Raw genomic sequence first — 12378 nt, forward strand, 5'->3', positions numbered from 1 at the left:
TTGAAAAACAAAAGGTGTTCGACGGAATGTTACACGTGAAACACCTTTTGCATCTATTTATTTAATTCGAGTGCCTTTCGGTAATGACTGGTCGACAGCTACAACTTTGAGAACGCCGTCTGATTCTCCCGCCAGTATCATTCCTTGAGAAAGCTCGCCTCTCAGTTTTACCGGTTTTAGATTCGTTACACAAATGATCTTCATTCCCACAAGCTGATCCGGCGTGTAATGCTTTGCGATACCTGATACAACTTGGCGCTGTTCAAAGCCCAGATCAATTTGTAATTTCAGCAGCCGATCTGCTTTTTTCACCGGCTCTGCGGACAAGACCTCTGCGACGCGAAGTTCTGTATCCATAAATTGATCAAACGTAATTTCAGGAAGACGCTCTGCTTCTTGCGGCTCTTCCGCCTTTTCTTCTTTAGCAGGAGCAGTTCCTTGCATTTTTTGCTTGATGTAAGCTACTTCTTCTTCAGCTTCAAGACGAGGGAAAAGCGGTTCCCCTTTTTTCACTTTCGCGTTCTTCAATTGGCCGAATGTCTGAATACTGTCCCAAGCTTTTAGAGACTGATCCTCAACTCCGAGCTGGGCAAACATTTTTTCAGGTGTTTGCGTCAAGAAAGGCTGGAGCAATACGGCTGAGATACGTAAAGATTCAGCTAAATGATACATGACAGAACGTAATTCTTTTTGTTTTTCCTGATCTTTAGCAAGCACCCACGGAGCAGTTTCATCAATATATTTGTTCGTACGGCTGATTAATTGCCATAGCGTTGATAAAGCGACTGAAAACTCCATGTTTTCCATTGCCTTTTCATAAGCTTTAACCGTTTCACCGGCTACAGAAGAAAGCTCTGAATCAAAATCGGTCACATTTCCTTCATATGAACCAATCTCGCCGTCAAAATATTTTTGGATCATTGCGACTGTACGATTCAGAAGGTTTCCTAAGTCGTTCGCCAAGTCATAATTAATCCGTTCTACGAAACCTTCCGGCGTAAAGACACCGTCTGAACCGAACGGTACTTCGCGAAGCAGGTAATAGCGAAGTTCATCCAAGCCGTAGCGTTCAATTAACGTTACCGGATCAACGACATTTCCTTTTGATTTCGACATTTTTCCGTCTTTCATCAATAACCAGCCATGCGCGAATACTTGCTTAGGCAGCGGGAGATCAAGCGCCATCAGCATAATCGGCCAGTAAATGGTATGAAAACGGACAATCTCTTTACCGACAAGGTGGACGTCAGCCGGCCAGTACTTTTTGTAAAGCTCATCATTTTCCGTATCGTAACCGAGCGCTGTAATATAGTTGAACAGTGCGTCAATCCATACATACACGACATGCTTCGGATTTCCCGGCACTTTTACGCCCCAGTCGAACGTCGTTCTGGAAACGGCCAAATCTTCAAGCCCCGGTTTAATGAAGTTGTTAATCATTTCATTTTTGCGTGATTCAGGCTGGATGAAAGAAGGATTTTCCTCATAAAACTTCAGCAGGCGGTCTGCGTATTTGCTCATGCGGAAGAAGTATGACTCCTCTTTGATTAATTCGACCGGGTGGCCGCTGTCCGGGCTTTTTCCGCCGACAACCTCACCCTTCTCATTTCTTTCCACATCCACCAGCTGTGTTTCCGTATAGAATGTTTCATCAGGGATGCTGTACCAGCCCTCATACTCATCCAGGTAAATGTCACCATTGTCAAGAAGTTTTTGAAACACTTTCTCGATAATTTCTTTGTGCCGGCTTTCCGTCGTCCGGATGAAATCATCGTGAGAAATGTCGAGCTGCTTCCATAGTTTTTGGATTTCAGCAACTGCACGATCCACATAAGCTTGAGGCGTGATATTCTCTTCCTCCGCTTTCTGCTGGATTTTCTGTCCGTGCTCATCCGTTCCGGTTAAGTAGCGTACGTCAAATCCTTTTAATCTTTTGTAACGCGCCATCGCATCGCCGGCCACGGTAGTATAAGCATGGCCGATATGTAATTTTCCGCTCGGATAATATATCGGGGTTGTAATATAAAAAGTATTATTGTCTTGCGGCATGTTGCAACCTCCCATTCAGAATGTCGAAAAGCTCACGCCCAAAGGACGAGAGCGGTTTTATTTGATATACAATATTGATATTTGTCCTCTATCTATGATACCATCTTAGCCTTTAAGATCAAGGATATATACGTACTGCGCGTAAAAGAGTAAATAAAATTAAAAATTTTTATTGAAATTAAAAAAAGTCTTAACATGTCGAAATTTGTCGTATATAATCTACTAATATAAAACATCTTGGTTCGAAAGTCTTGATTTAAAAGGATTTTCAGTAGGATAATAGGTTCGAAAAAGCAGTCAAAAAGCCTGTTATTTCAGGATTTCCAAGGCTTTACTTACTATAAGAACTAATTCTTACAATCAATAGTAAACAAAAAGATTGACGATTATTGGAAACCTTGTTATGCTAGGAATGTAAGGAATTTTGTCGAATAATGACGAAGAAAAATATAAACTACAAAATAATTATCTCTCGGGAGGAGACTGTTAATGAAATCTACTGGTATCGTACGTAAAGTTGATGAACTTGGACGCGTAGTTATCCCTATCGAACTTCGCCGTACACTGGGCATCGCAGAAAAAGACGCTCTTGAAATTTATGTTGATGATGAAAAAATCATCCTTAAAAAATATAAACCAAACATGACTTGCCAAGTAACTGGTGAAGTTTCTGATGATAACCTTAAACTTGCCGGCGGCAAATTGGTACTCAGCAAAGAAGGCGCTGAGCAAATCATCTCTGAAATTCAAAACCAGCTTCAAAACCAAAAATAAGCTATTTCATACAAAAACCGTTCTTGTTACGATACAAGAACGGTTTTTTTTATGATTGAATGTGATAAGCGTCATAAATCTCGCGTTTCGGAACGCCCCGATCTACCGCTGTTTGTTTTATGGCCTGTTTGGAAGATGCTCCTTCGTTTATGTAATGCTCCACATGCTCTTTCTCAGAAAGCTCCGTCCACCAAGGCTTTTCCTCTTCATCCGGTTCAGCGGTTTGATTTCCTTCGACAACGAGACAGAACTCACCGCGGATTTGATCTTCATTTGCCCATTCAATCACCTCGGCGATGGTTCCTCTGATGAATTCCTCATACTTTTTCGTTAATTCTCTCGTGACGGCGATGGTTCGATTACCCAAAACGTCATGCATTGCTGTTAATGTTTCTTTTAATCTGTGCGGCGCTTCGTAAAATATCATCGTTTCCTGCCGTTTTTTCAGGAGTTCGAGTTCTTTCTTCTTTTCTTTTTTCTGTCTGTTTAAAAATCCGTAGAAAAAAAACGGCTGCGGGGTGATGCCTGATGCGGTCAGCGCGGTTAATGCCGCATTAGCACCCGGAAGCGGAACGACATATCCGCCGATTTGGGTGAAATCTCTCACAATCTCAGCCCCCGGGTCGGAAATTGTCGGCATGCCGGCATCACTGACCAAAGCCACATTCTTTCCGCTTTTCAGCCATTCAATGATTTTATGGCCGCTGCTTTCTTTATTATGTTCATGATAGCTGATGAGAGATGTTTCTATATCATAAACATGGCACAGCTTTTTTGTCTGTCTCGTATCTTCGGCAGCTATGACATCGGCCGATTTCAGCGTCTCTACTGCACGAAAGGTCATGTCCTCCAAATTGCCGATCGGTGTAGGAACAAGGTACAGGGTTCCCATTTCAGATTTTCCGTTAAAACTCATCTGGCGTCTTAACATATACAGCCTCCTTGCTGCGTCGTTTTTCTTCTATATATTGCTCTTTTTTCTTTCGGGTCAGCTGTTTAAAACGGTATTCCGCCTGCATCGCTTCCCGTTTTGTTTCAAATGATTCCGCATGGCATAACAAAACCGGCCTCCGCGCTCTTGTGTACTTCGCGCCCTTTCCCTCATTGTGGGTTTTCAGCCGTTTTTGCAGATCATTTGTATAACCGGCATACAGACTGTTGTCATTGCACAGCAGCACATAAAAGAAATGACTATTTGTCTCCATATAAAATCGTGCGGATCTCTTTCGTATATTCATTTTGTTCATTGTATACAAACAGCGGGGGAAGAATTTTGAGATCAGGGCGGCCGCCTTTAATTCCTTCAACCAAAATGGTATTCGCTTCTTTACCTTGTTTCGGATAAATAAACTGAACCCGTTTCGGTTCTATTCGGTACGCTTTCATTAATTCAAAGATTTCCAAAAGCCTCCCCGGCCGATGAACGAGAGCCGCTTTTCCGCCTTGCTTCAGCAGTTTGCTGCTGACGGAAATCACATCTTCAAGCGTGCAAAGAATTTCGTGCCTTGCGATTCTGAGATGCTCGTTCAGGTTCTGCTCCGCCTCTTTCGGTGTTTTAAAATAAGGCGGATTGCAGGTGACAACATCATATTTATTATGTCCGAGTCTTTCCGGCATATTTTTCAGATCATCATGAATGAGACTGATCTGACCGCCCAGCCCGTTGTATTCCACGCTTCGGAGCGCCATATCATACAAGCGTTCCTGAATTTCAACCCCGGTGATATCGGCTTTTGACCTTGTGCTGAGCAAAAGCGGCACAATGCCGTTCCCCGTGCATAAATCAACGATGTTCCCCTTTTGAATCGGAACGTATGCAAACTTAGACAGCAGCACGGCATCTAATGAAAAAGCGAAAACCGTCGGACTCTGTACTATTTTCATTTCCTCTGCTAATAAGTAATCCAATCTTTCATCATCACGTAATGAAACCATAATCTTATTCCTTTCGGCACTCTTTGAAAAAGGCTTCCGACATCAGCGGAAGCCTTTTCCTTATTTTTTATTTAAGAAGGACAGACAAAAAAGGCAATCTCCCTTGCGGACGCTCCCATAATGAACGTTGCAAATATGAAAGCCTTCTTGATACAGCCGGGCCAGATTGTCGTACCCTTCTCCTATATCACTCTGCTCTGCCTTCTGTGTTTTTGTTTCTTTCTGATCGGCTTTGAATTTCTCAATTTGCTCTGTCGTGTCATCAAGCCGCTTACGCAAATGCTTATTTTCAAGCTGAAGATGATGATTCTCTTCAATCATTTCGCCGATATGCTGCTTTAAGTCACCCAGCTGACGGTACAGCGAACCGATTTGTTCCTCCAGGTTTATGACAGTATCAAATAACTCTTTTTTATCCAAGGTTCCACACCTCGTTAATCTGTGGTTTGTGCGGATACGACGCCCTCTTCCAAGAGCTCTTCCCAAGTATATTCTATCACTTTTTCACGATTCTTCAGTTCCACCTGAAGCACCCGTTCCAGAATATTAAGACCGACAACCTTTGCGGGGCCGTTTGCCGTCGTAATCATTTCGCCTAAATCCGGCAGCTGTTCTTTTGCCGTCTCATACTCATCATTTTCGTACTTCAAACAGCACATCAAACGGCCGCACAGACCGGAAATCTTCGTTGGGTTCAACGATAAATTTTGATCCTTCGCCATTTTGATGGACACCGGTTCAAAATCACCGAGGAACGTGGAGCAGCAAAGCATTCTCCCGCAGGGCCCGATACCGCCGAGCATTTTCGCCTCGTCCCTCACCCCGATTTGGCGCAATTCGATTCTCGTTTTAAAGATAGAAGCCAAGTCTTTGACCAATTCCCTGAAATCAACCCGTCCGTCTGCTGTAAAGTAAAAAATGACTTTATTGCGGTCAAACGTAAACTCAACATCAACCAGCTTCATATCTAAGCCGTGGTCAGCCACTTTTTTCTGACAGACTTCAAAAGCGGACAGGGCCTCCTGTTTGTTTTCTTCTACAATGAGAAGATCGCGTTCATCAGCAACGCGTATGACCTTTCGAAGCGGAAGCACAACATCATGCTCGTCCACTTGTTTATTTGCGATGACAACCTGCCCGTATTCGACACCTCTTACGGTTTCAACAATGACGCAGCTGTCTTGTTCTATATCAAATCCGTTCGGATCAAAATAATAAATTTTCCCCGCTTTTTTAAAGCGGACGCCTATTACGTTGTACAAGCTTATCCCTCCTGCAACGTTAACACCAAGTGCTCCATTAATCCCTGCACATTCACATTGGAATGAAGCCGTTTTTTTGCTTCTAAAACAGCGAGAATTTGGTTCGTAACGCTTTGTTGTGTAAATTGCAGCGCATGCTGTTTTATTGATTGGAATAAGTCTTGATAAATCAGTTTATCTTCATTTCCAATTTGGATGGATAATACATCACGGTATATCAATAAGAGCATATCAAGACCCATTTCTTGATGGGTTTTTTCTTTGAAAAAGGGCACCCACTGATCCTGAATGAAGAAAAAGGCATGTCCTTTCCGCTGATGTAAGACTTCATACAATTTTATCACTTTCGCTCTGGACTCTGCAAACTCATCATTTCGACTTAATTCGACTGCTTCCGCAATATTATTTGTCATATTTGCTAAGAGCCGGGCCATGTGAGGGCTCACTTCCTGTTCAATCAGCCTTTCTTCTATGGCTTTCGGCTGAAGCGGCTGGAACGGAAGAACCTGACATCTCGAAACGATGGTATCCAGTATTCGGTGGAGCTGCTCAGTAATAAGAATTGCGATGGTGTCTTGACTCGGCTCCTCTAAAAATTTCAGCAGACTGTTTGCCGCATTTGTCGTCATTTGATCCGCATGGGATATAATGTACAGCTTTTTATGCGATTCCAGTCCTGTTTTGGAAAACTCTTCCTGAAGCGATTGGATCTGAGCCTTTTTAATGGATAATCCGTCGGGCTGAACCACATGCAGGTCGGGATGGTTTCCGGATTCAATACGCTTACAGTTCCGGCATTCCCCGCAAGGCTCAGTCCCGCCTTCAAGGCAAAAAAAGCTTTTTGCGAGAAGCAGTGCGGCATCCAATTTGCCCGTACCTTTTTTGCCTTCAAACAGATAGGCGTGAGAAAGCCTTTTCTTTTCAATACTGTTATGCAAAAGCCGCATTACTCTGGGCTGCTGCCCGGTCATTTCCTTCCATGATATTGCCATTGTATCACTCTCTATGTGTAAAGGTTAATCAATAAACCTTTTATTTCTCCGATTCGATCCAGCAAATCAATTGCCGGTTTTTCCTGATCTAACATTTCTTCCGTCAGCTGAAGCAGTTTTTCATCTATTTCTTTCACAAGCCCCAGAGTCCGGCTGCTGCCGTACAGGTCAAAGCTTTTCTCCGTCTCATGCGATAATCCGCTGTCTACGGCCTCTTTTACAAAACGTTTTACCAATCCTTTGAATTTCGCTAAGTCTTTGAAGTTTCTCGACTTCGTCAGCCTTTTCCCGAACGTTTCTATATCCGTTAAGAACCTGCTCAGCTGATCAAATTTCAGCTTGCTGCTTTGGCTGTCCATTGAACTTTTAAATGTTCCGGAAAGCTCTGCCGCTTTATAAGCAGGCTGCTGCTTTTTCTCAATAAATGTACGTAAGTCAGAATTTATTTTCACGTCGTCAAATCCTTAAAATTGATGAAATTCATCGACCGGGAGGACAAAGACCGTCGCTCCGCCGACTTCCACTTCGACGGGATATGGAACGTAGGAATCCGCATTCCCGCCCATCGGGGATACCGGGGCAATCATCTGATCACGTTTACAGCCATTCTCTTTAATAAGGCTGAGCGCTTTATCGACACGGATATCTTCCACCCCGATCATAAACGTCGTATTGCCTGATTTAAGGAATCCGCCTGTTGTCGCAAGCTTCGTCACCCTGAAGTTGTGGTCGGTTAATACTTTCAAAAGCCTGTTGCTGTCCTGATCCTGCACCACTGCCACTATTAGTTTCATTCTCTAGGCCCCCTTTAGGTTGGAAAGAACATTGTCGTTACATTCATTATAGCAACTTATGAGAAACAGGTCACAACTGAATTTTTTTCAATGCTTCATTTATCACTTGAAGTGCGTCCTGAATGACGAGTTCCTTCTTTTTCGATGCGTCGATTGTATGGAATCTTTCCGGAAAACGCTGCATAACCTTTTGGTATCCTTCCCGTACTTTCGTGTGAAAGTGCAGAGCCTCAAGATCGAGACGATTCTTTTCTCTTGAATCATTCGACGTAATCCGTTTCAACCCTTCTTCAGGCTCAATAGAAAAATAGATGGTGACATCAGGCATCGTATCGCCGATTGCAAACTGGTTGATAGAAAGAACTTCATCAATGCCGAGCCCTCTCGCATAGCCTTGATAAGCCAGCGAACTGTCGATGAAACGATCACACAGCACAATGCGCCCTTCTTTCAATGCAGGCTGCACCTTTTCGGTTAAATGCTGTCTTCTCGCCGCGGCGTAAAGCAGCGCCTCCGTTTTTGCATCCATCAGTGTATTGTTTTTATTTAAGATCACTTCTCTGATCTGTTCCGCAATGTCGATGCCGCCCGGTTCTCTTGTCGCTGTCACCGGGAGCCCCTCTGCCGACAGAATCTCTTTCAGTTCCTGAAGCACAGTCGTTTTCCCTGCACCTTCAGGACCTTCAAATGTTATAAATAAACCGCTCATGATTTCTCCTCTTCTATATAGACAAGTAATTGTTCCCCGTTTAACAAGCCTTGAATATGCGCGTCCATGCCGATTAAACGGGAAAGCTTCTGTACGATCTCTTCTGTTATCCGTTCGCCGTCCATGATCAGCGGAATTCCCGGCGGATAAGGAATAATGTTCCCCGCATGCAAGCGCCCGGCCGCCTTATTTATATCTGCAGGCTCTTTTGTAAACTTCCGCATCTCATTTTGCGGATATTCAAGTGTCGAAATGGACGGAAATGTCCAATTCACGGCATCCGGCAATTTATCGGGCGGTGTATTCTCCAGTTTCTGCTGTATGTTTCTTACGGCTGCCTGTTCTATCATCCGCCGGCCGCCTATCGACAGTACGAGCAATACTTGGTACTCGTCAGCCAGCTCGGCAACAATGCCCTCACTCTCCAAAATGCGTTGTAATGAATAGCCGGAATGTCCGAGCTTTGACCGAAGTATTAATTTTAACGGGTCCGCCCGCAGCCCATATCCGGAAGGCTCGATTATTTCAATAGAAGAAATTGATGCGAACCTTCGTTTGATTTTCTCAATGTGCTCCATATGGACGGGAAGTGTCCCTTTTTCAGCAATATCCTGCACATAAGCACGCGCCGTATCTAAAGATGCCATAATCGGGTATGACGGGCTGCTGCTTTGCAAACTGCTTACATAATAAGTTAATCGATCTCTGTCAATTCGGGTGCTGTTTAAATGAAAGTAAGATCCCATCGTCATAGCCGGAAGCGTTTTGTGAGCCGATTGAACAACGGCGTCCGCCCCCATAGCCAATGATGAAGGCGGGAAAGGCTGCCCTAACACAAAGTGAGCTCCATGAGCCTCATCCACCAGCACAGGAACACCGTATGAATGGGCTTTTTTAACTGCCGCAGTCAAATCGGCGGCGTGTCCGTAATAAGTCGGATTGGTCAAAACAAGTCCTTTCGCGTTCGGATATGACGCCAGCGCTTTTTCGATGACTGAAAGGGATACATGTGCCGGCACATGCATGTTTTCATCGATTTCCGGCGCCAAATAAACCGGCTTGGCTCCGGCCAATGTCACCGCATGGAAAACAGACTTGTGACAATTACGCTGGATCAGAATGGGTTCACCCGGTTCACAAACAGCTAAAATCATCGCCAGATTGCCGGCGGTCGTTCCGTTGACGAGAAAGAAGCTTTCCTGAGAGCCATACAATCTGCTCACCAAATCCTGCGCTTCCTTAATGACCCCTGTCGGGTGATGTAAGTCATCAAGACCCGTGATCTCAGTCATATCAATAGATAAAAGAGATTGATATACAGATTTCGCTTCATCAAAAAAGACATCTCCATTGTGATGTCCCGGAACATGAAAAGAATACGTATTTCGGTGCGCATGCTTCATCAGCGCTGTATATAAAGGTGTGTCCATTTTTAAACAAATCCTTTGCCTGTCTTTCTTATTATATCGTGCCTGCGAGCCAACTTAAAGCTAAGACTTTTTGCCATCTAGCCGTTATCCCGGCCGGAACTCATATCAAGCAGCTTCTTTTTTAAATCGCCTTCCATGATAACAAGCTCCTCCTCGGCACGCCTGCGTTTCATCCTGCCTTCTTCTTGAATAGACATGATTTCTTCAAGTGTGCTGACTAAGCTTTCCTGCACTTTTTTGAGGGTGTCTGCCTCAACAAGTCCGCGCTCATTGGCTTTGGCCGTCTCGACTGTGCTTGTTTTCAGAAGTTCGGCGTTTTTCAGCAGCAATTGATTTGTCGTATCCGCCGCCTTCTGCTGCACATCTGCCGCACTCCGCTGCCTCATAAGCGTCAGCGCGATGGCGACTTGATTCTTCCATAAAGGAATAGCCGTAACAATGGAGGACTGAATTTTCTCTGCCAGTGCCTGATTCGTGTTTTGAATCAGACGGATTTGCGGCGCACTCTGAAGCGTAATCTGCCTGCTCAGCAGCAGATCATGCACCCTCTTATCCAGACGGTCGGCAAACTGGCGAAGATCATTCACTTCCTGCGCGGCCATTTGATTGTGTTCTCGTAATTCGGCTTTTCTTGCCGCTTCGGGAATAAGCTTTGTTTTCAGCTCATCTAATTTTAATTCACCCGCTGCTATATACATAGTTAAATCAGAAAAGTATTGTTTATTTTGGGCGTACAGCTGATCTAACCATTTATTGTCACTCAACAGCACATTTTTAGAATGTTCCAGCCTTCTGCTGATACGGTCAATCTGCACACTTGTCTTTTGATATTTCGAAAGCACTTCCTGCACAGATCCGGATACCCTTTTAAACAGCCGGGCGAAAAACCCTTTGTTCTTTACCTGCAGATCATCGGGGTTTACCTGGTCAAGCTTCAGCATCAGATCAGCCAATATTTGTCCCATCTCTCCTGCATCTTTTCTTTGCACGTGCTCTATCATCGTGTGGGAAAATTCCAGAAGATTCGCCTGCGCCTGTGAACCAAACAGAACAATGCTTTGCATGTTCCCAGGGTCCAGTTTTTCAGCGAGCTGAAGTGCCGCTTCTCTTTTTTCTTCCGGCAGCGTATCTGCAAGCTTTAGATGAGTCTGGTCATTTTGGGCGCCTATGCTGTCATCGGAACGGTCTTTGGCCATTTCCTTCTTCCTTTCTTATTTTCTCAGTGAATGCTTTGCCATATCTAATTCAAAGTGCAGGTCGTCGATGTCCTCCTTCATCAGTTCATGAAGATCCTCTTCCAGCCTTCTGGAAAGATCCGCCAGAGTCATCCTCGTCTCACTCAAGGACATTGATAAATCTTTATTTTTTCGCGGCTGTGATGAGAGCAAAGCATACTTTTCCGTCAGTTCCACAACAGAATCAAGCGTTTGATAATAGAAACGCTCTGCCTGATAAAAACGCTTCGGCTCCTGCTTTGTGAGCAGATATATTCGTCGGGTTATCCGCAGTATCTCTGCATTCTGCTTCAGCATTTGTATACTTTTCGAGCGGAAAAGCGCCCTGCGTAATCGGATGATTTTACCCTTTGCTTCCTCGAGATTTTCCTTGATATAAGCATATTCTTTTCTTGTCAGCCGGTGTTTTTTTAAAAAGAGACGCTTCGCATTCCACAAGCCGGACGCACTGACTGCGGCTCCGCCGGCTGCCCCGTATAAAAGCGAATACAGAAAAGGCTGATGCCCTATCGTAAAGAAGGTTATCCCCGCTAATACAAAAACTGTGCTGCCGCAAAGCGTCCATTTCATATATTGAATAAACGGTTTCATACTTGATCGACTCCTATTTATTCACTTTTATCAGTATTATCTATTACATTCCATGTCTAAACAAGTTCCTCTTCTTATCGTATCAGTTCTTTAATAAAAAGTGTAAAAACTCCTCTGATTTCAGGCAAAAAAAAGACCCTTTTCAGGGTTAAGAATATAACGTCGGTGTATGAAGGCTTTTCAGTTTACGAACGAAAAATTCATAATTTGGATCAGAGGTCGGAGTGGAAACTACTTTCTTCTCACACTCTAAACATATAAATTTCGTATAAATATGGATTCCCCTGCTTTTTTTGGTTTCACACACAATACATGTCTCTTCATGGCTGGACGTTTCATTCATTTTGCCCACCTCCGTATGAATAGCCTTCCCTTAAGCTGTTGATTGTATACACAATTTGGACCTTTTTGAAGTTTGCAATTAGTATATGGGCGTTTCCGTATTTCGGTGTTTGTTTTGTTTTTATTCAAAAACAAAAAAGGCAACTCATCATGAGCTGCCTTTACCATAATATAGCTTGGCGGCGTCCTACTCTCACAGGGGGAAACCCCCGACTACCATCGGCGCTGAAGAGCTTAACTTCCGTGTTCGGCATGGGAACGGGTG

The 12378-nt window shown here is 44.0% G+C and carries 15 protein-coding genes and 1 rRNA gene; 1 reads left to right on the plus strand and 15 read right to left on the minus strand.

The features are described 5' to 3' along the window. Positions 1-57 precede the first annotated feature (57 nt). Positions 58-2049: a methionine--tRNA ligase gene (gene metG / locus HWY38_RS00240; protein ID WP_224181032.1), complete on the minus strand. Its 1992-nt coding sequence runs from the start codon at positions 2047-2049 to the stop codon at positions 58-60. Positions 2050-2532: 483 nt separating this feature from the next. Here metG and abrB point away from each other — a divergent pair, with 483 nt between their 5' ends. Then, a complete protein-coding gene (abrB, locus tag HWY38_RS00245) occupies positions 2533-2823 on the plus strand; it encodes a transition state genes transcriptional regulator AbrB (RefSeq protein WP_169510469.1) in 291 nt (96 codons plus the stop codon). Between the two features lie 49 nt (positions 2824-2872). On the opposite strand, the gene rsmI is transcribed toward abrB, so the two are convergent. The 14 genes from rsmI to rrf all read right to left on the minus strand — a co-directional run. Then, the gene (gene rsmI / locus HWY38_RS00250; protein WP_044803038.1) at positions 2873-3754 is read right to left on the minus strand and encodes a 16S rRNA (cytidine(1402)-2'-O)-methyltransferase; all 882 of its coding nucleotides are present in this window, start codon (positions 3752-3754) and stop codon (positions 2873-2875) included. Then, positions 3729-4028: a GIY-YIG nuclease family protein gene (locus HWY38_RS00255; protein ID WP_038456669.1), complete on the minus strand. Its 300-nt coding sequence runs from the start codon at positions 4026-4028 to the stop codon at positions 3729-3731. Before HWY38_RS00255 ends, rsmI begins: the two co-directional genes overlap by 26 nt. Next, positions 4015-4758 (minus strand): tRNA1(Val) (adenine(37)-N6)-methyltransferase, encoded by a 744-nt coding sequence (locus tag HWY38_RS00260; protein ID WP_224181033.1) that lies wholly within the window; start codon positions 4756-4758, stop codon positions 4015-4017. The genes HWY38_RS00255 and HWY38_RS00260 overlap by 14 nt, the downstream gene beginning before the upstream one ends. Before the next feature lie 60 nt (positions 4759-4818). After that, on the minus strand, positions 4819-5178 hold the full coding sequence (gene yabA / locus HWY38_RS00265) for a replication initiation-control protein YabA (RefSeq protein WP_004264720.1): 360 nt from the start codon (positions 5176-5178) through the stop codon (positions 4819-4821). 14 nt (positions 5179-5192) lie between these two features. Beyond that, entirely contained in the window at positions 5193-6020 is an 828-nt protein-coding gene (ricT, locus tag HWY38_RS00270; protein ID WP_004264723.1) for a competence/sporulation regulator complex protein RicT, read from the minus strand. A 2-nt stretch (positions 6021-6022) separates the two neighbouring features. Then, on the minus strand, positions 6023-7012 hold the full coding sequence (holB, locus tag HWY38_RS00275) for a DNA polymerase III subunit delta' (RefSeq protein ID WP_031379324.1): 990 nt from the start codon (positions 7010-7012) through the stop codon (positions 6023-6025). 11 nt (positions 7013-7023) lie between these two features. Then, positions 7024-7464, minus strand: a complete 441-nt coding sequence (locus HWY38_RS00280) for a YaaR family protein (protein WP_004264730.1) — start codon at positions 7462-7464, stop codon at positions 7024-7026. A gap of 12 nt (positions 7465-7476) precedes the next feature. Beyond that, complete coding sequence (darA, locus tag HWY38_RS00285; protein WP_004264734.1) at positions 7477-7806, minus strand: cyclic di-AMP receptor DarA; 330 nt, start codon at positions 7804-7806, stop codon at positions 7477-7479. Positions 7807-7876: 70 nt separating this feature from the next. Then, positions 7877-8515 (minus strand): dTMP kinase, encoded by a 639-nt coding sequence (gene tmk / locus HWY38_RS00290; RefSeq protein WP_004264737.1) that lies wholly within the window; start codon positions 8513-8515, stop codon positions 7877-7879. Beyond that, positions 8512-9945 (minus strand): aminotransferase class I/II-fold pyridoxal phosphate-dependent enzyme, encoded by a 1434-nt coding sequence (locus HWY38_RS00295; protein WP_004264741.1) that lies wholly within the window; start codon positions 9943-9945, stop codon positions 8512-8514. The genes tmk and HWY38_RS00295 overlap by 4 nt, the downstream gene beginning before the upstream one ends. A gap of 77 nt (positions 9946-10022) precedes the next feature. Further along, positions 10023-11141 carry a toxic anion resistance protein gene (locus tag HWY38_RS00300; RefSeq protein WP_043866769.1) on the minus strand — a complete coding sequence of 373 codons (1119 nt, stop codon included), beginning with the start codon at positions 11139-11141 and terminating at the stop codon, positions 10023-10025. A 15-nt stretch (positions 11142-11156) separates the two neighbouring features. After that, positions 11157-11771, minus strand: a complete 615-nt coding sequence (locus HWY38_RS00305) for a 5-bromo-4-chloroindolyl phosphate hydrolysis family protein (protein WP_224181034.1) — start codon at positions 11769-11771, stop codon at positions 11157-11159. Between the two features lie 148 nt (positions 11772-11919). Further along, the gene (locus HWY38_RS00310) at positions 11920-12114 is read right to left on the minus strand and encodes a sigma factor G inhibitor Gin (RefSeq protein WP_007409914.1); all 195 of its coding nucleotides are present in this window, start codon (positions 12112-12114) and stop codon (positions 11920-11922) included. A gap of 173 nt (positions 12115-12287) precedes the next feature. Continuing rightward, positions 12288-12378: ribosomal RNA gene (rrf, locus tag HWY38_RS00315) — 5S ribosomal RNA — on the minus strand; the annotation flags it as partial.

The organism is Bacillus sp. KS1 (assembly GCF_020075515.1).
Taxonomy (GTDB): domain Bacteria; phylum Bacillota; class Bacilli; order Bacillales; family Bacillaceae; genus Bacillus; species Bacillus velezensis.